General features: G+C 38.3%; 15 protein-coding genes. 11 read left to right on the top strand and 4 right to left on the bottom strand.

Translation table 11 applies throughout. The features are described from left to right. Positions 1-64 precede the first annotated feature (64 nt). The 3 genes from KCTC52924_RS17025 (at position 65) to murA (ending at position 2,417) form a co-directional block, all read left to right on the top strand. Positions 65-352 (top strand): DUF493 family protein, encoded by a 288-nt coding sequence (locus KCTC52924_RS17025; protein ID WP_251805963.1) that lies wholly within the window; start codon positions 65-67, stop codon positions 350-352. 88 nt (positions 353-440) lie between these two features. Beyond that, positions 441-1,094: a DUF4290 domain-containing protein gene (locus tag KCTC52924_RS17020; RefSeq protein ID WP_251805962.1), complete on the top strand. Its 654-nt coding sequence runs from the start codon at positions 441-443 to the stop codon at positions 1,092-1,094. Positions 1,095-1,109: 15 nt separating this feature from the next. Then, entirely contained in the window at positions 1,110-2,417 is a 1,308-nt protein-coding gene (gene murA, locus KCTC52924_RS17015; RefSeq protein WP_251805961.1) for a UDP-N-acetylglucosamine 1-carboxyvinyltransferase, read from the top strand. 237 nt (positions 2,418-2,654) lie between these two features. Here the strand turns inward: murA and KCTC52924_RS17010 are convergent, their stop codons facing one another. Next, complete coding sequence (locus tag KCTC52924_RS17010) at positions 2,655-4,160, bottom strand: RagB/SusD family nutrient uptake outer membrane protein (RefSeq protein WP_251805960.1); 1,506 nt, start codon at positions 4,158-4,160, stop codon at positions 2,655-2,657. An 11-nt stretch (positions 4,161-4,171) separates the two neighbouring features. Beyond that, positions 4,172-7,354, bottom strand: a complete 3,183-nt coding sequence (locus tag KCTC52924_RS17005) for a SusC/RagA family TonB-linked outer membrane protein (protein ID WP_251805959.1) — start codon at positions 7,352-7,354, stop codon at positions 4,172-4,174. Between the two features lie 401 nt (positions 7,355-7,755). On the opposite strand from KCTC52924_RS17005, the gene KCTC52924_RS17000 reads away from it, so the two are divergent. The 5 genes from KCTC52924_RS17000 (at position 7,756) to KCTC52924_RS16980 (ending at position 13,633) form a co-directional block, all read left to right on the top strand. Then, on the top strand, positions 7,756-8,658 hold the full coding sequence (locus KCTC52924_RS17000) for a dihydrodipicolinate synthase family protein (protein ID WP_251805958.1): 903 nt from the start codon (positions 7,756-7,758) through the stop codon (positions 8,656-8,658). A 209-nt stretch (positions 8,659-8,867) separates the two neighbouring features. After that, complete coding sequence (locus KCTC52924_RS16995) at positions 8,868-10,919, top strand: family 20 glycosylhydrolase (RefSeq protein WP_251805957.1); 2,052 nt, start codon at positions 8,868-8,870, stop codon at positions 10,917-10,919. A gap of 13 nt (positions 10,920-10,932) precedes the next feature. Further along, a complete protein-coding gene (locus tag KCTC52924_RS16990; RefSeq protein WP_251805956.1) occupies positions 10,933-11,586 on the top strand; it encodes a GDSL-type esterase/lipase family protein in 654 nt (217 codons plus the stop codon). Then, on the top strand, positions 11,583-12,359 hold the full coding sequence (locus KCTC52924_RS16985; RefSeq protein WP_251805955.1) for a creatininase family protein: 777 nt from the start codon (positions 11,583-11,585) through the stop codon (positions 12,357-12,359). The genes KCTC52924_RS16990 and KCTC52924_RS16985 overlap by 4 nt, the downstream gene beginning before the upstream one ends. Positions 12,360-12,496: 137 nt before the next feature. Then, entirely contained in the window at positions 12,497-13,633 is a 1,137-nt protein-coding gene (locus tag KCTC52924_RS16980) for an exo-alpha-sialidase (protein WP_251805954.1), read from the top strand. 93 nt (positions 13,634-13,726) lie between these two features. Here KCTC52924_RS16980 and KCTC52924_RS16975 read toward each other — a convergent pair whose 3' ends face one another. Beyond that, on the bottom strand, positions 13,727-14,446 hold the full coding sequence (locus KCTC52924_RS16975) for a FadR/GntR family transcriptional regulator (protein ID WP_251805953.1): 720 nt from the start codon (positions 14,444-14,446) through the stop codon (positions 13,727-13,729). A gap of 171 nt (positions 14,447-14,617) precedes the next feature. Here KCTC52924_RS16975 and KCTC52924_RS16970 point away from each other — a divergent pair, with 171 nt between their 5' ends. Both KCTC52924_RS16970 and KCTC52924_RS16965 read left to right on the top strand, forming a co-directional pair. Next, positions 14,618-15,787, top strand: a complete 1,170-nt coding sequence (locus tag KCTC52924_RS16970) for an AGE family epimerase/isomerase (protein WP_251805952.1) — start codon at positions 14,618-14,620, stop codon at positions 15,785-15,787. Positions 15,788-16,158: 371 nt separating this feature from the next. Further along, entirely contained in the window at positions 16,159-18,780 is a 2,622-nt protein-coding gene (locus KCTC52924_RS16965) for a sodium:solute symporter family transporter (RefSeq protein WP_251805951.1), read from the top strand. Positions 18,781-18,951: 171 nt separating this feature from the next. Here KCTC52924_RS16965 and KCTC52924_RS16960 read toward each other — a convergent pair whose 3' ends face one another. After that, the gene (locus KCTC52924_RS16960) at positions 18,952-21,936 is read right to left on the bottom strand and encodes a two-component regulator propeller domain-containing protein (RefSeq protein ID WP_251805950.1); all 2,985 of its coding nucleotides are present in this window, start codon (positions 21,934-21,936) and stop codon (positions 18,952-18,954) included. Between the two features lie 255 nt (positions 21,937-22,191). Between KCTC52924_RS16960 and KCTC52924_RS16955 the strand changes: the two genes are divergently transcribed. Further along, positions 22,192-25,305: a TonB-dependent receptor gene (locus KCTC52924_RS16955; RefSeq protein WP_251805949.1), complete on the top strand. Its 3,114-nt coding sequence runs from the start codon at positions 22,192-22,194 to the stop codon at positions 25,303-25,305. Positions 25,306-25,318: the final 13 nt, after the last annotated feature.

The raw sequence follows: 25,318 nt of genomic DNA, 5'->3' as shown, positions 1-25,318 counted from the left end.
AAGGAAATACCATAAAGATTAAAAAATTGACAAGGATACTTTATATATTTGCAAAAACATTGGCATGGATCAAAATCAATCGGACGATTTTTACAATCGATTAAAAGAGCAATTATCAGCGGTAAGCAAGTGGCCTTCCAATTACTTGTATAAGTTTATTTTACCTACGGATACTGAAAAAATTAAGCAGATTCAGGATATCTTTGATAATACAGGTGCTGTAATTGAATCCAAAAAATCCAAAAACGCCAAATATACTAGCTTGTCCATTACGGTGAATCTAAAAAATCCGGACCAAGTTATTGAAAAATATAAGGAAGTAGGGGTGATAGAAGGGGTAATATCGCTATAAACTAGCATATCTGGCATAATTTTATTATTTTGCAACCGTTATTAGATTACTCCACTTATCATAAATCATAAGCAATAAATATTTCACTTTGAATTTAGTAGAAAACTTAGAATACAATACTGAGCGCTCAAAGCTCATTATACCCGAATACGGGCGCCATTTCCAAAAAATGGTGGACCATGCCATTTCCATAGAGGACGATGAAGAGAGGAATAAGGTGGCACAGGCCATAATTAGCGTTATGGGAAATATTCAGCCGCACTTAAGGGATGTCCCCGATTTTCATCATAAACTTTGGGATCAGTTGTTCATTATGTCAGATTTTAAACTGAACGTAGCGTCTCCATTTCCGATCACTTCCCAAGAAACCTTGCAAAAAAGACCGGAACCTTTAGAATATCCCCAAAATTTTCCAAAATATCGATTTTATGGGAATAATATTAAACGTATGATCGATGTTGCCGTAAAATGGGAAAAGGGCGATATGAGGGAAGGTTTGGAGTTTGCCATTGCCAATCACATGAAAAAGTGCTACCTAAATTGGAATAAGGACACTGTAGATGATAAGATCATATTTAAGCATTTATATGAACTTAGTGACGGACAGATAGATCTTGCCACAGAAGGAGAGAACTTAACGGAAAGCGGGCAATTCCTAAAAAACAGGGTTGCAAAGACCCCAAGGGTCACCACAAAAAAAAATACACAAAGAACTCATAATCGCGGTAAAAAGCGTTACTAATATTTTCCACCTTTAATGGGAACATTTAAAATAGAGGGCGGACATCAGTTGCATGGTGAGATTACGCCACAAGGGGCAAAGAATGAAGCACTTCAAATACTTTGTGCCGTACTGCTCACTTCAGAAAAAATATCGATTACCAATATCCCGGATATAGTAGATGTTAATAAACTAATCTCCTTACTGGAAGATTTAGGGGTTAAAATCCAGAAAAAAGGTCAAGGTTCCTATACTTTTATAGCCGATGACATTAATTTGGATTACCTTCAATCGGCCAAATTCAAAGAAGATGGACGAGGATTGCGAGGTTCAATAATGTTAGTAGGTCCTTTATTGGCGCGTTTCGGAAAAGGGTATATTCCAAAACCGGGAGGCGATAAAATAGGCCGAAGACGATTGGATACCCATTTTGAAGGCTTTATAAAACTAGGAGCCAAATTCAGGTATAACAAAGAGGAGCACTTTTATGGGGTAGAAGCCAAGCGATTAAAGGGCAGTTATATGTTATTGGACGAGGCTTCGGTTACTGGGACTGCCAATATAGTGATGGCGGCCGTGCTTGCCGAAGGAACAACCACCATTTACAATGCCGCCTGTGAGCCATACTTACAACAATTATGTAAGATGCTCAATAGAATGGGAGCAAAGATCAAAGGAATAGGGTCTAACTTATTGGAAATAGAAGGTGTTGAAACCTTGGGTGGGACCGAACACCGAATGCTTCCCGATATGATTGAAATTGGGAGTTGGATTGGATTGGCTGCCATGACCAAAAGTGAACTTACCATTAAAGACGTGAGTTGGGACGATTTGGGACAAATCCCCACTATTTTCAGAAAAATGGGCATTCAATTGGAACGCAAGGGAGATGATATCTATATCCCAGAACACAAGGATGGTTACGAAATACAAAATTATATAGACGGTTCTATTTTAACAGTATCTGATGCACCCTGGCCAGGGATGACTCCAGATTTGTTAAGTATTATCTTAGTGATGGCCACCCAAGCAAAAGGAGAGGTCTTGATCCATCAGAAAATGTTTGAAAGTCGATTGTTTTTTGTAGATAAATTGATCGATATGGGCGCTAAGATTATCCTATGCGACCCACATAGAGCTACCGTAATAGGGCATAACTTTAAGTCGAGCTTAATGGCCACCACCATGGTTTCCCCGGATATCAGGGCAGGAGTTTCTCTATTGATAGCCGCGTTGTCGGCCAAAGGTACTTCTACCATACACAACATAGAGCAAATAGATCGTGGTTATGAAAATATAGATACCCGTCTAAGGGCTATAGGAGCCAAAATCACAAGGGTCTAGTTCGTTTAAATCACCATAGTTGCTGTTGATTTTTAAGAAACAGATTTAATATAAAAAAAACTCCTGTGAAGTTGATTCACGGGAGTTTTTTATTTGACATGTCCAGGCCATACCTTTCTTTTGTCCAACTCGGTTCCTTAGTTCACTCATGGTTGTAAAGGGGTACGAAAAAAGGAGGGAAACCACCCCCTCCTTCAAGTAAAAAACTAACTCAACTATTACTCAACTAGTAATGTTTTAATTATACCCGGGTGATTGTACCAACAAGGGGTTTCTTCCGATCATATCAGTAGTAATGGGTAAAATCATTTTAAATTCATCTCCTGGACTTAAGAATTCAATATTGTCAAATACAGAATTGGTCCCAGCTCTTCTTAAGTCCCACCATCTTTTACCTTCACCTATAAATTCTTTATATCGTTCATTTAAAATGGCATTAGCGTTATCTGTTTGTGAACCGTTCACGTAGGCATGGATAATTGGAGTAAAGTTATCTCCATAGGCTCTTTCCCGAATTTCGTTTATTTCTCCTGAGGGGTCTTCACCCAAATGGTTTTTAGCTTCTGCTAAGAGTAATAACACATCCGCATATCTATAAACTGGTACGTCATTCTCAAAAATTCGTTCAGAACCAATTACCTGTCCCAAGAATTTATTAAAAATAGCGCCAAAATATTTAGGTTCGTTATAGGTGGGATACCCTAAACCTCCGTTGTCATCGATATACAGACTAATGAAAGTGGCATCCTTACGACTATCATCATTGTTGTCCAATAAAAGGATGGTTTTTTCAGACGGACCATATCTATTGGCGCCTGCAATTACAAAGCTACTCATAGACTCCCCGCTGTTATTAAACTGAGGGTTAATTTCGGTACTTCTACCGGTTAAGCTATTGTAAAAGTTCTCTGCTTCGTCTTGCTTATAATTCAAGGCAAAAATAAACTCGCTGTTATCTTCATTATCCACTCCCCATAAATCTTCAATACTAGGTGCTAAACTTACCCCTAAACTGGCAATTTGCTGTAAGGCAGATTTGGCTTCCGTAAAATCTGCATTCCCTCCGCCAAGTAAATTCCCAGACCAGATGAAGACGTCTCCTTTAAGAGCTAATGTTGCTGCTATGGACCAATAGGACCTACTCCCTTCAAAAAAGCTGTCATCGGATCCAAAGGCACTTAAAGAAGCTGTTAGGTCGGACTTTATCAAAGTCATTACCTCGCTTTGGGACGACCTTTCCCTAGCCAGGGTTGCTGGATCTACCTTGCCCAATGGCTCTAAAGTAATTGGCACATCACCCCAAGTCTTTAGTAAGGTGTAGTAGTATAACGCTCTTAAACCATAAGCCTGTCCAATAAGGTGGGTCTTATCGTCTTCATTGATAAAGGTTACATTTGAAATATTTGTCAAAAAGTCATTTATCCTATGGATTCTGGTGTATAACTCTGCCCAACCACCAAAAGGTGCTGTGGCGACTGTAATGTTAGATTGGATTAAGGAGATGTTAGCTTCCGACTCGTAAGTCCGTCCACCCCAAATATCACTCCTTATTTCTCCTAATAGCCATAATTCATCGGCTGAAGATCTTAAGTTCGCATATAATCCTGTATGCGCGGTTCTCGCTCCTTCTTCTGTATCCCAGAAACCAGCGGTGGTTAATTCACTTGGGTTTGGTAAATCGAGTTCACTTTCACATGAACTAAAAGTAACAAGAGCTAGTAGTATATATATATAATTCTTCATTTTGCTACTATTTAAAAAGTTAGATTAAGTCCTATTGTTATTGTTTTTGGAAGTGGAAATGCTCCATTTTGAACACCACCAATTTCTGGGGTATCACCACTCATACTTTTAAAGTAATGTAAGTTAGATCCTGTAAGGAAGATGTTAAGTCTTTTGATGGTATTCTTAAAGTATTCTGCCGGTACATTATAGCTTAAGGTTATCTCTCTAAGCGCTAAATAATCTCCTTTTTCCCAGAATTGTTGGTTGCCAAAATTTTGTAGACTTTCATCAGATTCACTACCTCTCCATACATTTTTCGCGTCATTTACAAAAACAAAACGTGGCCAATCTGTAATTGTATTAGTAGGGGTCCAAGAATCTAATACTTCAATAGGTTGATTTAGGTTACCCTGCGTTTGTCCGTAACCTTTATTTTTAATATGGTTCCATATTAAATGTCCAGTTGCAAAATCGGTTTTAACAAATAAACCAAAATTCTTGTATTTAAAATTAGTAGTTAAACCTCCAAGGAAGTCTGGCGTAGTGCGTCCTATAACTTTCCTATCAAGGCTATTGATAACGCCATCATTATTTTGGTCCTTCCATTTAACATCACCGGCCCAACGTTTATTTCGGCTAGCTGCTGGCATGAAATCGTCCGTGATGGCATTGTCTGCATCAGCTTCGGCCTGAGTGGCATAAATACGCTCTTGTTCAAAAGCTATCACAAGATCGTGACCCGATCGTTGTCCTTCTTGAAAACCACCCGTCCATTCTTCTTCACCAGTCTTTGAGTTCCAGATCAATTCTCCTCCTTGTCTGTTTAAGTCATTATCGTTTTCAGGAAGATCTATCACGTAATTTTTGTTGGAGGTAAAAGTAGCACCAACATTCCAGCTTATATCTTCAGTTCTAATAATATCACCATTGACCTGTAGTTCAAAACCTTTATTCCTAATGGTTCCGTTGTTGGTTAATATACTGCTAAATCCTGTGTAAAAAGGTAGGGTAAGGTTTGCAAGTTTGTCCTTAATATCTCTAGAGTAAAGGTCAGCAATAAAAGAAAGTCTGTTATCTAAAAACGAGATGTCCAACCCGACATTAAGTGTGGTCGACTTTTCCCATTTTAGATCCAAGGTAGCTAGGGAAGAATTAGCATAGCCAGTTTGACCATTGTATACACCTTGACTTCCGTAAGCACCGAAAACACCATAATTACTTAAAACATCCTGGTTACCATTAACCCCATAACTTAATCTTGGTTTTAATCTAGTGATGTATTCGTTTAAATTAGCTTCATTGAAGAAACTTTCATTATGTGCATTCCAACCTACAGATACTCCTGGGAAAAATCCAAATTTCTGGTTTCCCAATCTAGAAGATCCGTCACGTCTAAAAGTACCACTGATTAAATACTTGTTGTCAAAATCATACAACAAACGTCCAAAGGTAGATACGATTACATATTCTGTTTCAAAACTGGAAGGAATACCTTCAGCTTCTGCTCCAGCATTAAGGGTTTCAATTAAATCTGAAGGAGAATTTCTTGTTCCAGCAGAAGTAGTAAAGTAATTATCTTTAAAGTATTCGGCCCCGATTAGGGCGTTAAAATTATGGTTGCCAAATTTTTTGGTATAATTTAAAGTACTGGTCAACTGATTTCTTAATGTTCTCTCTAGCCTAACCGATGCCTCGCGGCCAGTTCGTAGAGGTCCAGAAGTGCTTCCTACCCTGTAAGCTCTGTTAAAACTCTCGTCGTGATTGTTGATGGTAAAGTGGCTTCCGTCTACAGATAAGATAAGGTTGTCAAAAACATTCCAGTCGATTCCAACCGAAGCGGATAAGCGTTGTTCAAGGTTTTTTCTAACAAACTTATCCTGATAGTATAATGGGTTTCCAAATCCTTCGTTTTGTCCTACTGCATATATATCTGAAAACGTCCCGTCTGGGTTATTGTCAAAATCCCTAGAGGTAGGAGCCTGACCTTGAAACCTTCTAAAGGCGAAAATATCACTTCCCAATGGACTTCTACTTAAGTTAGAATGAGAGTATAATACGTTGGAATTTACTTTTAGATTGTCTGATATTCTATAAGTCCCTGTAAATTTTCCTGAATATCTTTTAAAACCAGATCCTAAAATTAAACCGTCATTATCCAAAAGTCCCAACCCTAAATAGTAGGTACCTTTTTCGTCACCACCGTCAAAAGATAAATAATGATCTTTTGTTTCACTACTTTGGTAGATACGGTCTCCTACATTTTTATTATTGTAAAATAAAATCTGTCTGGAAGGGTCTAAAATGTCAGGAATAGAGCTCCATCCAGGTTGATTCAATAAATATTGGTTGTCCGATGTTAACAATTGGGTAGTGAAGGGAGAATTAGTAGTGTTACCTCCTATACCAAATGAGTTGTCTCCATTGATGAATTGACGGATGAAATTTGGATTTCCACGTGTTGCTTCAGAGTATGCATGTCCTTGTCTGTTGTAATTTAAAAAATCAGCAGCTTCTAGGTACTTTTGACTATTTCTCTCCTCATTCATGCTATATTTATATTTATAATTAATAGAGGATTTTCCAGGCTTACCAGATTTGGTGGTTACCAAAATAACCCCGTTGGCAGATCTTGCACCGTAAATAGCGGTGGCCGCAGCATCTTTTAATACTTCAATAGATTCAATATCATCAGAGTTTAATGCATAAAAAGAACCAGGAATACCATCTATTAAAATTAGTGGTGAACCAGATCCGTCAAAATTAGTACCTCCCCGTAATACAATGGATGGTGTTGAACCGGGTTGACCGGTATTGTTGGTGACCCTTAGGCCAGCTATGGTCCCTTGTAAGGCCGTTGCAGCATTGGATCTCGTAGAGGTTTCCAAAATTTCGGTATCCAGTTTAGAAACCGAGGTGGTTAAAGTTCCTCGGGTCTGACTGCCGTAACCGGTAACAACTACTTCATCTAGCATGGCAGCGTCTTCCTGTAGGGTAACATTTATAGTGCTTTGATTTCCCACGGGAATACTTTGTGTAGTAAATCCTAGGTAGCTAAATACCAATACATCGTCTTGGTTGGTTTGGATGGAATAGTTACCATCAAAGTCAGTCTGACTACCGGTGCTAGTGCCTTTTACCAAAACGTTAGCACCTGGGAGGGGTTTGTCCACTGCCATCAGAAATAGTTCCGGTGACCGTTCTTTCTTGTGCATACAAACCCCCTATAAATAGAAAGGCAGCAAGTGTAAGCACATACTTTAAAAGTTTGTTTTTGTATATCATTCCGTTAGTTATTATGTATTACATAATGCAATATTATCAAAAAACTAAATATCAGCAAAACTTTTTTTATTGTTTTTTGGCGAAAAAATTACATTTATCTTAATTATGTAAGTTTTTAAATATTAAATTAATAATAATTCTTATGTTTTTGTAAGAAAAATTGAATATTTCTAAGTTGAATTTGCACTGTATTTGTAGGTTTAAGAATTTAAGGATGCAATTCATAAATTATTATGAATCATATTTTATTTAAATCCCTAATAATATATATTGTACACCTCAAAATGTTTGATTAATTTTGTATTATGTACAACATAATTAAAGAATAGATATGAAAGGACTTATAGCAGCGACCTATGCACCCATGCATCAGGACACTTCGCTAAATTTAGGGGTGATTCCTAAGTATGCGAAATTCTTAAAAGGAAATGGGGTGAAAGGCGCATTTATCAACGGATCCACTGGTGATTTTGCTTCTTTGTCCATAGCCGAAAGAAAACAGATTACCAGTGCTTGGGGAGAAAACAAAACTTCAGATCTTTTTGTAATCGATCATGTAGGTCATACCAGCCTAAACGAGGCTAAGGATTTGGCTAGGCATGCTGCAGATAAGGTAGACGGTATTGCCGCACTTGCTCCCTACTACTTTAGACTCTCTAATATTCATAAATTGGTGGAGTATTGCAAGGAAATTGCCGCATGTGCCCCCAATACCCCATTTTTCTATTACCATATTCCTGTATTGACAGGGGCAAATTTCAATATGGTCGAGTTTTTGGAACTGGCCACCCCACAGATTCCAAATTTGGCAGGTATAAAGTTTACCAACAATAACCTAATCGACTATAAGTATTCCAAGGAATTTAACAATGGTTCCGCTAATATTTTATTTGGATTTGATGAAGTTTTTCTTTCCAGCCTGCCTTTTGGCGCAGATGGTTGGGTAGGGAGTACCTATAATCATTTAGCCCCCTTGTACTTGGCAATAGTCGAGGCTTTTAATAACAACAATCATAAGTTGGCTGCAGACCTTCAGCAGAAATCCATGAAATTTGTGGATGTACTAAATGCTAAAGGCGGATTTAACGGTGCGGCAAAGTCATTTATGAGGGCACTGGGTGTAGATCTTGGTCCTAGTAGATTTCCACATACTACACTTACCGATGCTCAAATAGAGGAGGCCAAAACTGAATTGGACGCTTTGGGAGTAACACCTTATTTAAGTAAAACATAGAGGAGGTAAGATTCCTAGTTAGTTTGGAGTCCACTCCTAGTTGAAGATGAATAATTTATCAGTATTAAATTGAGAATTGTTTGTTTACAGTTCCTATGCCAATGGGAATTTAACTCATGTTGCTGAGATTCCGGCAGCTACTTTTACCAATTTGGCGGATTAGTATTTTTCAAATTATGTTTACCTTTTGTTCAACATTAAAAATAGGCATGGAAACTATAATCAAAAAAAAATATTTTCAAAGTTTTAAGATAGGAGTATCCATCTTGTTTTTGGCCTTTTTTGCACTGAGTGCTAATTCTCAGGAGAAATCAAATGGGCTCTCTATGAAATATCCCATAATTCCGACTCCGCAGGAATTAACTTATGGGAATAAAGAGGTTTCGTTTTCTGCCTTAAATATTAGTAACAATGATTTTATAGCGGTTGGTCTGCAGCCACAAAAAGTGTTAGGTAAGGAGGGATTGTGGTCCGATTCCAAAGGCTTTAGTGTCGAAATATTACTGGACAAAAAAATTCCCAATAAGGAAGGGTATACTTTAAGTATCGATAAAAAGGTGACCCTTGCTGCCCACACTATAAAGGGTGCTTACTACGGGCTACAGACTTTGGGCCAGCTATTAAGGAGGGAAGGAGGACACTGGAGCCTACCACAATTGGATATAAATGATTGGCCAGCCTTTAAGATACGTGGTTTTATGCACGATACCGGGCGAAATATCCAAAGTGTGGATCAACTTAAGGAACAATTGGATATCCTAGCCCAGTACAAATACAATATTTTTCATTGGCATTTGACCGATGATCCGGGATGGCGCTTGGAAAGTAAATTGTATCCAGAATTACATTCGGACAAAACTTTTAGCCGTCATGTAGGTAAATATTATACCCAAGAGGATTTTAAGGAAATAGTGGCCTACTGTAAGGAGCGCCAAATAACCCTGATCCCTGAATTTGATATTCCAGGACATACCGTTGCCTTTAGAAAGGCTTTTGGGTTTACTAGCATGAAAGATGAAAGGGTACTGCCCATTCTCATAGATCTATTTGAGGAGCTGATGGGACTTGCGGATGCTGAAGAAATGCCGTATATCCATATCGGAACCGATGAAGTAAGGAATGCACCCGAATATGTGGAGGATGAGATGATCCTCACCCTAATGGATCACATTAAAAATAAGGGTCGGGAACTAATAGTATGGAAAGAAGGTATTGTCATTGAAGAAGATGCCACTTCCATTAATCAACTTTGGGCCCAGCATGAAGTTCGCGAGGGTCACCGATTTATAGATTCTAGAGCTAATTACATCAATCATTTGGACCCTTTTGCTGGGATGGCACGCTTGTTTTTTCAGCAACCCTGTAGACAGTCTGCTGGAGATTCCTTGGCGTTGGGCGGTATACTTTGTGCTTGGCCAGACAATAATGTAGCGGAGGAACGTGATATATTAAAACAGAACCCGATTTATCCTTCAATAGTTTTTTATTCTGATGCCATTTGGAAGGGAAGGGAGAAAAATTATCCCGAGTATTGGGCCAAGCTCCCACCGAAAAATACGGAGGAGTTTAAGAGGTTTAGGAATTTTGAACAAAAGGTTTTAGAACATAGGGATCTGTTCTTTAAGGACAAGGAATTTCCCTATGTTGAGCAAACAAATGCTTTTTGGAAAGTGATTGGCCCTTTTGACCATAAGGGAGACTTTTCGGCCGCATTTCCAGTTGAAAAGGAACTTGCACCTTCTTATTCGGTAGATGGCAAAGAGTACACATGGGACGATAGTCCAGTTGGGGCTACCGTACATTTGAGGCATTTTTTTGGTTTTCCTGCAATAACCGATGCGAAATCGGGTACCTACTATGCGCATACCAAAATTTATTCCCCAGAGGCAAGGGAACAGACATTTTGGGTAGGGTTCTACGGTTGGTCTAGGTCTGGAGGTAGAAGGGGAGGCCCAGCTCCTAAATTAGGGCAGTGGCACACAACCGAGCCTAAGGCTTGGGTGAACAAGAAAGAAGTCTTGCCTCCAGTTTGGAAACAGCCAAGTTTTGCGGTAAACACGGATGAAATTCCTTTTGTGGATGAGGATTATTTTTATAGGGAGCCTGCCCTAATAAATTTAAATAAGGGATGGAATACGATTTTGCTTAAGATTCCACATGGAGGGAATTCCTGGAAATGGATGTATACCTTTATACCAGTAACACTAGATGGTAGTAATGTGAGGGAAGTAATGGATTTAAAATTTGACCCCTCTTTTTAAATGATATAACGGTATGAAACGATTATTCTTTTTTTTAGGATTGATGTTGGTGTGTTTAAATTTGGAAGCACAGACTTTTTCTGACCATTACTATCAACGAAAGGCACAATTTGAAGCGGCACCGGATACCGAGGATGAAATAATATTTTTAGGGAACAGTATCACTGAAGGAGGGAATTGGGAGGCTTTGTTCCCAAATAAAAATGTAGTGAATAGGGGGATAAGCGGGGATGTAACAGCTGGCATTCTCAATAGGCTATCGGAAGTAATCTCCTCCCAGCCCCAAAAAATATTCCTACTGATCGGGACCAATGATCTTGCCAGGGGAGAGACGGAATCGTATGTGGTAGATCATGTGGCATCCATTTTGCAAGAAATAAAAAATGAATCAGAGAACACAGAATTATTTTTACAAAATATCCTTCCAGTAAATCCTGCGGTAGGTGATAAATTTTCAGGACATAAAAAGAATCAGCAATTAATCGTCTCCGTGAATAGGGTGTTGAGCGAACTTTCTAAAAGGATGAATATCACTTTTATAGACCTCCATAAAAACTTCAGCAACTCAAAAGGAGTGTTGAAGCCGAGATATACCGATGACGGTTTGCATTTGAATAAGAAGGGATATCAAAAATGGAAAAGGGTATTAAAAAACTATATGAGATGAAGCAGCAGAATATAAGACCTTATGTATTGTCAGAAAACAATTGGAAATCCGTTAAGGAGATCGCTTACCAAGTTGCAGTCTTACCATGGGGGGCAACAGAGGCGCATAATTATCACTTACCATACGCAACAGATAATATATTGGCCGAGAATATAGCGGTGGAAGCGGCAAAACAAGCTTGGGAAAATGGATCGAAAGTGGTGGTGTTGCCAACTATCCCGTTTGGGGTGAATACTGGGCAGATGGATGTTAAGCTTTGTATGAATATGAGCCCTAGCACACAATATGCGGTCTTAAGGGATGTGGTTCAGGTGTTGAATGCCCACAACATTCAGAAGCTGGTCATAGTGAACGGCCATGGGGGAAATCACTTTAAACAATTTATAAGGGAATTGAGCTTAGAGTTTCCAAAGGTGTTTATTTGCTCCTTAAATTGGTGGACTAGCACGGATCCCAAACCTTATTTTAACGAACCTGGAGATCACGCCGGGGAATTGGAAACTTCGGTAGTGATGCATTTAACCCCAGAATGGGTTTTGAATTTGCAAGAGGCAGGATCTGGAGCGGCCAAAACCTTTAAAATTAAAGGATTAAAGGAAGGCTGGGTGTCTTCTCAACGCAAATGGACACAAGTAACCGAAGATACCGGTGTTGGAAATCCAGAATTGTCGACCGCAGAAAAAGGGAAACAGTTCTTTGAGGCTTCTGCCAAAACTATTGGCGAATTTTTTAAATCGCTGTCCCAAACGGATCTCAATGATATGTATGAGTAATTCAAAATGGTATTGTAATAAATTAAGGGAAATTATTGAGGAGGGCTTAAGGGTGCCTATGGTGTATTCCTCGGATAATTTATTGGAAACTGCTAAGCTAGATAAGAGTAGAATAATTATAATTTAATAAACAGAAAATGAGAAATTTTTTTATTGGGCTGTTAATATGTAGCAGCATGGTCCTAAGCGGACAGACGGAGAAACATGAAATTGCAGATGGGGTAATAGTTTATCAAGACCTTTTTAATGCTGCAGAGGTAGAAGGAGTAGCCTGTTTTAGAATTCCGGCAATTGTTACCGCTCCCAATGGCGATCTTATTGCTGCTATAGACGAAAGGGTACCCGGTTGTGGTGACCTTAAATGGAGCAAGGATATCAATATTGTAATCAAAAGGAGTAGCGACAATGGGAAGACTTGGAGCGATATGGAAACAGTAGTGGATTTGCCGTATGGACAGTCCGCCTCCGACCCCTCAATGATCGTAGACCGAGACACTAAGGAAATAATTATGTTCTATAATTATATGGACTTGGATAAGGAAAAGGATGTCTACTATTTTCAAGTGGTTAAAAGTTCCGATAATGGAAAAACATGGACACAACCAGAAGATATTACCAGTCAGATAGCCAAGGAAGAATGGCATAACGACTTTAAATTCATCACCTCAGGACGTGGAATCCAGACCAGAAGCGGTAAATTATTACATACTATGGTAAATCTTAATAGTGGACTCCATCTTTTTGCCAGTGATGACCATGGGAAATCTTGGTATTTAATAGACACACCTATCCAACCGGCAGATGAATCAAAAGTGATTGAACTGGCCGATGGGACTTTGATGATTAATGCCCGTGTAAACAAGGCGGGGATGCGTTATGTGCACCGTTCTTCGGATAAGGGAAAATCGTGGACTACTACTGAAGAACCAGATCTTATTGATCCTGGTTGTAATGCCAGTATTATTAGATATACCGCCATTGAGGACGGATTTAAGAAAAATCGCCTACTTTTCTCAAATGCGAAAATGGAAAAAGGGAGAATGAATATGACAGTCCGTGTTAGTTATGATGAAGGAAAGAGTTGGACCGAAGGAAAAACGATATATTCAGGAAGTTCTGCCTATTCTTCTATGACGGTATTAAAAAATGGGGATATAGGGTTGTTTTTTGAACAGGATGAGTATACAAAAAACCCATATGTAAGTTTCTCACTAAAATGGTTGACGGACGGTCAGGATAAATGGAAAAAGCCTTCTAAGAAAAGAAGAAAGTAATCTTAAGAATTTCTTTGAGGCTAGGTATTAGAAATGGTTTTAAAGAATGATGTTTTTGGAAAAGAAGCAAAAAAAAATAGCGGGCAATGCCCGCTATTTTTTTTCATTTTTAAATATTCTGTCGAAATGCGGTTCCAAATGTCTTCTCATGGCAACCCGAAACGTTTCAGGTGTGCCTACTTTTAGGTTGTCCAATAGCATTCTGTGGGTTACAAATTGTCCACTGGAATATTTGTAATCTTTTAGATTGGGATCGCTTTGGTGGACAAATTCAAAAACGGGAAGTAGTAGGTCTTGAAATTTTTTGAGAGTAGTATTATTGGACATTTCATAGAGTTTTCCATGAAATGCAATTTCTTTGTCCAATGTAAATACTTTCATATTGTAACTAGTTTCTTCTTCCAAGACTACAATTTCTTCCAATTCCTCCATCTGCTTTTGCGTTTTATGCTCATAAAGGAAGTCGGCCATCCCCATTTCCATAATCAGTCGAAATTCAAAAAGATTTTTCAATGTACCCGACGCCAAAAGAGTGGGGTCTAACATGCGCTCAAAATTATGCATGATATCTGGGTTGGTCAAGATCATTCCCCTGTGCTTTTTTGACTCGATTATTCCTAAGGTTCGAAGGCGTAAAATAGCTTCCCTTACCACAGTGCGACTTACACCTAAAGATTGTGCGAATTCTAGTTCCTTGGGAATAGAATCTCCTGCCTTTAAGTTGTTTTCTTTAATGAATTGCAACAAACGCGCCTCTACTTTATCAGCTAAGGATAAAGTCTCCAACGGTTCCAATTTCGAAAGTTTATTCATGGTTATGGTAGGTTTTAGTTTTGACAAGAAAGAAGTCAAGAGCGCAAATCGTAAAAGTAATATTGTTATTGATATTAAAAAATTAATTTTTTATTGCCAACTATTTAAAGAAAGAACCCTCTAATATAAGAATAATATTTAAATTTGTATTATGTACAACATATTAATGTTATGAAAAATTCGAAACTTTACAAAAACACCCTTTTAAATGATATTTTACCATTTTGGGAAAAGCATTCCCTCGATTTAGAGAATGGAGGTTATTTTACTTGCTTAGATCAAATGGGACAGGTGTTCGATACCGATAAGTTTATATGGTTGCAGGGGCGACAGGCTTGGACGTTTTCCATGCTTTACAACCAAGTGGAGAAAAATCCAAAATGGTTGGAAATAGCGAAATCTGGAATCGATTTTATCAGGGAGCATGGAATGGATAAAGAAGGAAATTTCTATTTTTCGGTAACTAAAGAAGGTAAACCCTTGGTACAGCCGTATAATATTTTTTCGGATTGCTTTGCGGCAATGGCCTTTAGTCAATATGCAAAAGCAACAGGAGATGAGGATATCAGGGCTTTGGCAAAACAGACCTACTATAATATTTTAAAGAAAAAGGACAACTCAAAAGGAGTATATGAGAAGAATACGGACGTAAGGCCGCTTAAAGGATTCTCCTTACCCATGATCCTCTCTAATCTAGTGTTGGAGTTGGAAGATGTGTTAGATAGTGAAGAAATTGAAAAAACCTTAAACTTCAGTGTAAGCGAAGTAATGGAGGTGTTTTTACAAAAGGATTCCGGAATTATCTATGAATTTGTAAATCCAGATGGATCCCTTAGTAATAGTTTTAACGGTCGGTTATTAAATCCAGGTCACGGTATTGAGGCCATGTGGTTTATGATAGATATAGGAGCTCGGAGAAACGATACTGATCTCATAGAAAAGGCAACCAAGGTTATTTTAAACATTTTGGAATACAGCTGGGATAAGGAATATGGTGGAATCTACTATTTCCTAGATGCCATGGGTAAACCCCCACAGCAGCTAGAATGGGACCAGAAGCTATGGTGGGTGCATTTGGAAAGCCTAGTGGCCTTGGCCAAAGCCTATGAACACACCGGAAACAAGGAAATAAAGGAGTGGTATCAAAAAGTACACGACTACTCCTGGTCCCACTTTTCGGATCCTGAAAACGGGGAATGGTTCGGTTATCTCAACAGGGAAGGAAAGCCATTACTAACCTTAAAAGGAGGTAAGTGGAAAGGATGCTTTCATGTCCCAAGAGCCATGTTTCAATGTTGGAAGAGCTTTGAGAATATAGAAGGCAATGTATTAAGTAGTTAGTACATAGTAGTGAGTACAAAGTATTGAGATGTGAGTATTGTACTCCCTCGGTCAGGTCTGAGGACACGAACTTTATCGAACCATTATTCCTGTATCGGGAATAGCATCAAACGCCTATTTAAATAAACATTAGGAATAAGAATTTAAAACATAAGTTGTACGGTTTTTCCGTGGTAATGCGATGTGGGTTAGCGCGCAGTTGAGAACTCTTTTTATAGTTGTAACCACCTTCATTTTTAAAGTATATTTCTGTTTTTTTATATCATTTTCCCAAAATCATTTATCTTAAAAATAAAATCAAGTTTATATGTCCTACATAATACTTGATTTATTATCTTGTGGCTTTGAAAGTATTGAAAAACTGTTTCATAATGAAAATTCGTAAAGTTCTCTCCTGTTTGGTATTTTTATTTTTATTTTCAACTTCCCTATTTGGGCAAGGGAAATCCAAAATAAATATGTCCAATTTACCTTCCTTGCCTGCCTTGGAAAAAGGGAGTAGTTCCCTTGGATTTGCTGGAATGATGGGCGGCATGCACAATGGTATGGTCATCGTAGCCGGTGGGGCCAATTTCCCATCAGGGTTACCTTGGGAAGGAGGAGCTAAAAAATGGTACAATTCCATCTATATTTTGGAGAAGGACAGATGGAAATTATCCTCCCAAACCCTACCTATTCCACTGGGGTATGGGGCATCGGTTTCTACCGAAAAGGGAATTTTAATTATTGGCGGGGATAACCAAGATCAGGTAAGAAATAACGTTATTTTATTAGCCTATAATCAGTCTAAAAAAGATATTGATATTATATCCTACCCAGACCTTCCAGAGCCATTAGCCTATTTATCGGCAGTGTTTACGGATGGGTATGTCTATGTGGCTGGGGGGATGAATTCAGAAACTAGCAGCAATTCTTTTTATCGACTAAATTTAGAAGGAAAAAGTACATGGGAAAAATTACAAGACTTTCCTGGGGAACCTCGTGCCTTGCAAGCTATGGTGGTTCAAGAAACCTCGCATTCCAAAAATATATTTTTAATTGGCGGTAGAAACCAGAGAAAGGGACAGCTATCAAAGCCGTTGACCCAGTATGTTTCCTATGACTTGGATAAAAAACTGTGGATCAATAAAGGGGACCTAATCGTAAATGGGAAGCCAAGGATAATAATGGGTGCAGTAGCAGAACCCATGGGTTCTATGCATATTTTGTTATACGGAGGGTCTGATGACCTCCTATTTACGGAACTCGAGAGCCTAGGTCAGCAACTAAATCAAGTAAATAATGATAGCCTTGCCAAAAAAATAATAGCACAAAGAGATCAAATATTAAATACCCACCCAGGATTTAGCAAGGAGATCCTGGCATTTAATTCCATAACGGATAAATGGTTTGTGTATGATACGGTTAGGGTGAAGCTGCCTGTTACTACTTTAGGGATAAAAAAGGACAATAACTTTCTGATCGTTTCAGGAGAAATTTCTCCAGGAATTAGGACACCGGAGGTGTATAGCTTTACCGTAGATGAACCTGCGCATGCCTTTGGGGCTCTAAATTATACGGTATTGGCCCTATATCTGTTTACTTCGTTAATGATCGGGGTATATTTTGCTAGAAAACAAAAATCTACAGATGATTATTTTATGGGAGGCGGACGTATACCGTGGTGGGCGTCAGGATTAAGTGTTTTCGGAACGCTATTAAGTGCCATTACTTTTATGGCCATCCCGGCAAAAGCCTTTGTAACGGACTGGTCGTTCTTTCTTTTGAATATCGCCGCAATTATCATTACCCCTCTGATCGCATTTTTGTTTATTCCATATTTTAACCGAATGCACATATCCACGGCCTACGAGTATTTGGAGAAGCGTTTTAATTATCTGGCTAGAGCCATAGGCAGTATTTCCTTTATTTTATTCCAATTAGGGCGAATTGGGATTGTTTTATTACTGCCTTCGTTGGCAATTTCCATTGTTACTGGGATCTCAGTAGAAACTTGTATTCTGCTAATGGGATTATTGTGTGTTCTCTATACCACTTTTGGGGGAATAGAGGCCGTTATTTGGACCGATGTTTTACAAGTGATTGTACTTATGGGTGGAAGTATTGTAGCTATTGTATGGATTATGTTGCATACGGAAACTCCTTTTAATGAAATGATTGCCTACGCTTCTGAACGGGAAAAATTTAATATTATAAATTTCGATTTTAATTTCACCGATTCTACCTTTTGGGTAGTATTAATTGGGGGATTGGCTTCGGCCATGGTTACTCAGGGAACAGATCAGACCATCGTACAGCGGTATTTAACGAGTTCTAGTATAAAAAATTCCCAAAAGACCTTATATACCAATGCTTTATTAACGCTTCCGGCAACTATAATATTTTTCGGTATCGGTACGCTGCTTTATATATTTTATACAGAAATGCCAGAACGACTATCCCCTGCAATCTCCAATAACGATTCTCTTTTTCCATGGTATATCGTAAGGGAACTGCCAGTTGGGGTGTCTGGACTATTGATAGCCGGAATTTTTTCTGCGGCTATGTCGAGTATTAGTAGTAGTTTAAATTCGGTTTCCACAGCTTTTTGTAATGACCTTTATAAGCGTCGCTTTCCAAAATTAAGTGATCTTGGGATGCTTAAAGTAGCACGAATAGTTACCGTTTTTGTGGGAATTATTGGGGTGCTATTGGCCCTGTGGATGGCTAATGCCAATATTAAATCGCTATGGGACCAGTTTTATAGATTTCTAGGCTTGTTTACGGGTGGTTTGGGAGGAATGTTTCTCCTGGGAATGCTTACCAAACGAGCCAACAGTACCGGAACACTTATGGGATTGGTAGTAAGTGGTATTCTGTTATGGTATATCAGTGTGTATACTTCCGTAAACTTTTTAATGTATTCCTTTATTGGGGTAGCTTCCTGTTTTGGTTTTGGGTACGTGTTTAGCCTATTCTTCACAGACAAAACGCCCAAGGTTATAAGGAAATAACACCCTTATTTTATAAATCTAAAAAAATTAATGGTTTGAATTTCTTGTTATAAAACAGCATAGGAATACGCAGATCATAAGTTGGTTTAGTTGCCAGACTAAGGGGCCTTGAGGAATTTTGGCAGGAATAGGACAAGGGTTGGGGATTGGGATTTTTGGTGAAATTACAAATCAAATCAAGGTCTCAAAAAAATCCTCAAAACTATCGTTTCCGGCAATATTCAATTTTTTCCGCAATCTGTGTCGAGCAACCTTAACCGAGCTTAAGGAAATATTAAAGAGGGTGGCAATATGCTGGGAATTAAAATTTAATTTGATCAAGGCACACAATCTAATTTCCCGGTCACTAAGCTGCGGACAGTAACTTTTTAAGTTCTTAATAAAGTTAGTATGTATCTGATTGAAGAGATGGTAGAAGTTTTCCCAATCGTCATCGAGCATTAAACTGTCATCAATTAGGTGAATAATCTTTTTTAGGTTCGCTTTTTTGGGAGTAGTTTCCTTGCTTGCTTTAAGAAGGTTATCCTTAATTTCGGTAAGTAAGTGGTTTTTGTGAACGGTACGTAAGGTGTAATTGGTGAGCTCCTCGGTTTTGAAATTCAAATCTTCAATCAGCTTCTTCTGATTTAAATCCTGATTATCCTTTTCTACCTTTAATAGGGCAATCTCACCTTGATAGACCTTCTCTTGTTGGGTCTTTATCACCTCGGTTTTAGATGCTACCAACAATTGTAATCGTTCCTGTTGTTTCTTAATGGTAGATAATCGGAATCTTATAAATACTATCACAAGAAATACTCCAAATAAAACAATTACAGCCTTAACCCAGGATTTTTGCCAAAAGGACGGGAGTACTGTAATTCCAATAACTGCGATGGAGGTCTCGTCCTGATCGATATTTTTGGCAGAATTTACTTTTAAGGAATACGTGCCAGGTTTTAAATTGGAAAAGGTGAGCGCCTGCTGATTGCCAATTATTTGCCAATCTTTATTTAAGCCTTCTAATTTATAGGCATAGTTATTTTTTTTAGGATTCCAATAGTCAGAACTGGAGTAATGGATAGAGAGGATATGATCTTCTGGGTTTAGAGTTATTTGGTTATTTCCTCTAGAATTAATAATTAAATCCCTTGTGCCATTTGCGCCCAAAATAGTCCCTGATGTGAAAAACATTTTTGATGTACCCGTATTATTTTCTTCTAGCTCAGATGCTTTAAAGTAGGAGAGTCCCAGTCGTCCTCCCATTAATATATGATTGCTTTTGGTAATAATGGCACTCCCGCCTTTGTAGGATTGAACTCCATATCGTAATCCAAAGTTTTCTACTGTTCCATCTGGTTTAATTTTGCTCATTCCTAAATTGGTGCTACACCATATATTTTTATCATGATCCATAAATACACCCCCAATAATGCTGGCTTCCAAACCCTTATCTTTGCCTACTCTAGTGAATTTGTTATTACTTCTTTCGTATCTGTTTAAACCATGACCATACGTACCTATTAAGATAGAAAGATCGTCGTCTTCGGTTATAGATCTAATACGATTACTGCTAAGAGAGTAAGGATCGGTTTTGTCAGATTTAAAGGATAGCACAGTATCCGTCTTAAAAACATTTAGCCCTAGGTTTGTTCCCACCCACATATCACCCTTTATGTCATTATATAAACTGGTAATAAAGTTTGCGTTTAAATTCTTCGTGTTTTCTGATGTGAATGTCCGAACAATTTTTAAATCTGAATTATAGACTTTAATCCCGGTACTAGAACCTACCCAGATATTATTTTCAGTATCACTTGCAATAGCAAAAATGGCTTTACACTGAAATCTGTCCTCAGCATTTAAAAAAGTATTACTCTTGGTATCAAAAACATTTAATCCACCACTGTAAGTTCCTATCCAGATTCGTTCATAATTGTCTTCAAATAAAGATATTACATTGTTTCCACTAAGATCATCATCCTTATCAGGATTGTTTATATAAACAGTAACCTTTCCGTTTTGTGGATTATATCGTCTTAACCCATTTCTGCCTGCCGTAATCCAAATGTCTCCGTTGGAAGCCTCCAATATTTGGGAACCTTGTTCATCTATTTGATCAAAAGCTAAAACTGAAGGGGGTATATGACTAATAGTGATATGATTTTTAAAGTAGCTTACGCCACCATGCACAGTACCAATCCATATTATGTTGTTTGTTCCTTGATAGATGCTCAATATAGTGTTGTCCGCAATGGGGAAGTTAGTATAAGTATTCTGTTTGAAAGTGTAAAACTTGTTTTCGTCTGGTTGGTACAGGTTTAATCCGCCTCCATCGGTACCTAACCATATATTATTGTCCTTATCTACTAAAACATCCAATATTATATTGTTGGAGATGCTATTTGATCTGCTGTTATTGGAGGTAGTATAATGTAGCGTGGTATTGTCTTTAGTATTGTACTTAAACAATCCGTTACCGTTGGTTCCAATCCATAATTGATCATTTTTGTCCATGGATATGGCGTTAATATAGGTGTTGTTGTTTTGAAGATTTACCTGTGTAAATGTCGATTCCTGATATTTAAAAACATCCCCTCTGCTGGAAGCAATCCAAACAACTCCATTATTGTCCTGAAAAAGATCGGTACCATTGCTGATACTGTTGTTAGATTCCTCTAGGGGCATTTCATGAATCACTGTATCTTTCTTTGAATTGGGTTGTAGTGCTATAATCTCACTATTTGCATTGGTACACCAAATAGCACCATTATCAACTTCCAATAGACTAAGAATATAGCCACTTATGCTGCTGTTTATTACTGGATCCGAAGAAGTATACCGTTCAAAACGATCTTCCTCCACATCAAAATAAAATAGCCCACTGGAGGTAGCTGCCCAAATCACACCAGTCCGATCTTGGATTAAGTCATTTACCTGATCATCTTCATTAGGCAGATGATATGATTTTGATTTTTGTCCATCATATTTGTCGATACCTAATTGAGTGCCAAACCATATAAAACCTTCGTTGTCCTGTAAAATATTATTTATTCTGTTATCGGAAATCCCGTCTTCAAATGAAATTTTTTGAAATTGGATGATTCGGTCTTGGGTAAATCCGTTAAAACTTAAAAGCATTATTAAGAGGGAGACTGTTAACTTAACTTTAACCATATGTTACCTTCTTTAAATTCTAAACAAAGATATATAAAAATAGCTATGGACCCTGATAAATATACGGTGTAGAGGAAGATTTGTAAATAAAAGATTAAGGAAATGTAACCTAAATGTAATTGGATGTAACCTATAATTATACCCCTATAGCTTTAAGTTTTGTTTAACATATTATAATTTAGCAACCGAATTTGTGAGCCTGGACATAAAATTAGGTCTGGGTCTCCACTTTAATATTTAACCTAAACTATTCAAATGAAGAAAATTGCAATTTTATGTTGCTTGTTGATGGTGCAGATGCATTTATTTGCACAGCAGCCCGTAACCTCCGTTAAAGGATTGGTTTCGGATGCGGAAACAGGTGAGCCCGTTCCGGGAGCTAGTGTTGTCGAAAAAGGGACTACTAAAGGAGTAGTTACTAATTTTGATGGAGAGTTTGAAATTAATGTTCCAGCAAATGCTACATTGGAAGTAAGTTATTTGGGATATGCCGCCACCACAGTTAGTGTAAAAGGGCGAACACAAATACAAATTAGTCTAGAACCTCAAGCCGAGGAACTGGGAGAAGTGGTGCTAATAGGTTATGGTACTCAGAAAAAGGAAAACCTAACTGGGTCTATAAGTACTATTTCAGCCGAGCAATTGGAAAGTCGGCCTGTAAACAATGTTATGCAGGCTTTACAGGGAGCAGCTCCCGGTCTATTGTTGACGGTTGGTAATTCTGGTGGAGAACCAGGGGCCAACATGAATATTAGTATCCGTGGGGTTGGTAACCTTCAAGGTACCGGATCTCCTTTAGTAATTGTTGATGACATTCCACTGGATAATCCATCTGACCTTAATGATGTTAACCCAGATGATATAGAGAGTATTTCGGTACTTAAGGATGCGGCTTCTTCTGCCATTTATGGATCACGTGCTGCCTTTGGGGTAATCATAGTGAAATCTAAAAGTGGAGAGCTTATGGATGGAAATAAAGTTACCTATTCCAATAACTTTATCTATTCTTCTCCCCTGAATACGCCTAATATGATGAATTCTTTGCAATTTGCGGATTATTTCAATCTAGCTTCTACCAACGGTGGTAGTGGTCCGGTATTCTCAGATGAGGTTATAGGTCGTATAAAAGCCTATATGGCTGATCCTGTAAATACCCCGGTTACGGTTCCTAACGCGGATGGTACCCGTTGGCAACAGTATACTGGTTCTAATGGTAATACGGATTGGTTTAAGGAAATGTATAAAGGTGTTGTTATGCGCCAACAGCACAACTTGAGATTTTCTGGCAAACAGAAAGGTATTAGTTACAACGTTTCCGGGTCTATATTGAATGCTCCAGGTATTATGAATTTTGGTGATGATTCTTATAAGCGTTATACCTTCAATTCTAGAGTGTCTAGCAAGATAAACGATTGGATTACCTTTGCCGCAAATTTAAGGCTATCCCGTACCGATACCGAACGGCCAAGTTATGATAGAGGTCTTTATCTGCACAATATAGCCAGAAGATGGCCTACAAACGGAGTGGTAATGCCCGATGGTGGCTATAGCGATGGTTCTGAAATTCCTTTTCTATTACAGGGTGGACGTTATACTGAAATCGATCAAGGTATGGATGGTTCAGTGAATTTTGTTCTAGAACCAGTGAAGAACCTTAAAATTAAACCAAGTATCCTATATCGAACTAATAATTTTAACTACAAAAATCATAATGCCAAAGTATCGGTTTTAGAGCCAGATGGAGTGGAAAGATTTATTAGAAGTAACAATAGCTTTTCAAAATATTATAGCGAAAATTCCTATATATCTCCTAACTTGGTGGTGTCCTACGATAAATCTGTTAACGACGTCCATAATTTTGCGGGATTAGTTGGATACCAACAGGAGGAAACCAGATATGGTAGCTTATATGGCTCCAAAAATGATCTTATCACGGACGGTGTTCCTTCTATTTCAACTGGGGTAGGTGAGGATAATGTAAATGATGGTGCTGGATCATATGCTACACAAGGGTATTTCGGTAGATTTACCTATAACTATAAAGAAAAATATCTTTTTGAAGTAAATGGGCGTTATGATGCTTCATCGCGTTTTGCATCAGATAGTCGTTGGGACTTCTTTCCATCTATTTCTGCAGGTTATAATGTTGCCAAGGAAAATTTTTGGGGTATTGATCAGATCAGTATGTTTAAGTTTCGATATTCCACCGGTAGCATTGGTAACCAGAACGTACCTAATTACCTTTATGTTGGCCGTATGCCAATTAGAACCAATTTATGGTGGTTGGGCAACAATGGGAGACCTAACTATACGTTAACTCCAAACATTATCAGTCCAAATATTACTTGGGAAACGGTATCTACAGACAACTATGCTTTGGATATAGCTGCCTTAAACAATCGTTTACAGTTTTCTTTTGAATATTTCATAAGAACTACTAAAAACATGTTTGGTCCAGCAGAACGCTTACCAGCTGTTTTGGGTACCAATGCACCACAAGCCAATAATGCGAACTTAGAGACTAAAGGCTTTGATTTTAACGTATCATGGAAAGATAGAATTGGAGAGGTAAACTACAATGTTGGATTGGTGCTTTCAGATGCGGTAACCACGGTAACAGAATACTCTAATCCCAACAATTTATTGAATACCTATAGAGCAGGTCAAAAATTAGGGGAAATCTGGGGCTTTGAAACCGAAGGTTTATACCAGAACCAAGCCGAAATAGATAACGGCCCAGATCAAACTCCCGTTTACGGAGGTGTTTGGTTTCCTGGGGATGTACAATACAAAGACCTTAATGGTGATGGAAAGATAGATTATGGTGATTCTACCTCTGATAATCCAGGTGACCGAAAAGTAATTGGAAACGCTACACCTAGATATAGCTTTGGATTCCACGGAGGCCTAGATTATAAAGGATTCGATTTTTCTATGCTTTGGCAAGGAGTTGCTAAGAGGGAAGTGTGGACCGGTGACGCCTATACTTTCGGAGCGGTTGGTAACCTTTGGCAGTCTGCAGGGATGAAAGAACATCTAGATTATTGGTCAGAAGATAATCCTGGTGGATTTTTCCCAAGACCTACCTTTAGGTCTACTTGGAGAAATCAACAAACTCAGTCTAGATATCTTCAGAACGGTGCCTATGTTCGTTTAAAGAACGTAAGCTTAGGGTATAATTTACCATTTGGTGTAATTGACGCCCTTGGACTTTCTAAATTTAGAATCTTTGTGACAGGGGAGAACCTTATTACCATCTCCGATATCTCGGGAATATTTGACCCTGAAGCTACCGGAGGGTACTGGGGTAGCGGAAAAATTTATCCATTGCAAAAATCATACTCAGTGGGTGTGAACGTACAATTTTAAATTATAAATTAAC

The sequence above is a fragment of the Arenibacter antarcticus genome, assembly GCF_041320605.1.
GTDB lineage: Bacteria > Bacteroidota > Bacteroidia > Flavobacteriales > Flavobacteriaceae > Arenibacter > Arenibacter antarcticus.
The sequence above is the reverse complement of the archived record's forward strand: the minus strand, read 5'-3'. Positions and strand labels throughout refer to the sequence as shown.

Bases quoted from the DNA above. Each gene is read 5' to 3' on its own strand.
- KCTC52924_RS17025 (WP_251805963.1), top strand. From the start codon at position 65: ATGGATCAAAATCAATCGGACGATTTTTACAATCGATTAAAAGAGCAA.
- murA (WP_251805961.1), top strand. From the start codon at position 1,110: ATGGGAACATTTAAAATAGAGGGCGGACATCAGTTGCATGGTGAGATT.
- KCTC52924_RS17010 (WP_251805960.1), bottom strand. From the start codon at position 4,160: ATGAAGAATTATATATATATACTACTAGCTCTTGTTACTTTTAGTTCA.
- KCTC52924_RS17005 (WP_251805959.1), bottom strand. From the start codon at position 7,354: ATGCACAAGAAAGAACGGTCACCGGAACTATTTCTGATGGCAGTGGAC.
- KCTC52924_RS17000 (WP_251805958.1), top strand. From the start codon at position 7,756: ATGAAAGGACTTATAGCAGCGACCTATGCACCCATGCATCAGGACACT.
- KCTC52924_RS16995 (WP_251805957.1), top strand. From the start codon at position 8,868: ATGGAAACTATAATCAAAAAAAAATATTTTCAAAGTTTTAAGATAGGA.
- KCTC52924_RS16990 (WP_251805956.1), top strand. From the start codon at position 10,933: ATGAAACGATTATTCTTTTTTTTAGGATTGATGTTGGTGTGTTTAAAT.
- KCTC52924_RS16985 (WP_251805955.1), top strand. From the start codon at position 11,583: ATGAAGCAGCAGAATATAAGACCTTATGTATTGTCAGAAAACAATTGG.
- KCTC52924_RS16980 (WP_251805954.1), top strand. From the start codon at position 12,497: ATGAGAAATTTTTTTATTGGGCTGTTAATATGTAGCAGCATGGTCCTA.
- KCTC52924_RS16975 (WP_251805953.1), bottom strand. From the start codon at position 14,446: ATGAATAAACTTTCGAAATTGGAACCGTTGGAGACTTTATCCTTAGCT.
- KCTC52924_RS16970 (WP_251805952.1), top strand. From the start codon at position 14,618: ATGAAAAATTCGAAACTTTACAAAAACACCCTTTTAAATGATATTTTA.
- KCTC52924_RS16965 (WP_251805951.1), top strand. From the start codon at position 16,159: ATGAAAATTCGTAAAGTTCTCTCCTGTTTGGTATTTTTATTTTTATTT.
- KCTC52924_RS16960 (WP_251805950.1), bottom strand. From the start codon at position 21,936: ATGGTTAAAGTTAAGTTAACAGTCTCCCTCTTAATAATGCTTTTAAGT.
- KCTC52924_RS16955 (WP_251805949.1), top strand. From the start codon at position 22,192: ATGAAGAAAATTGCAATTTTATGTTGCTTGTTGATGGTGCAGATGCAT.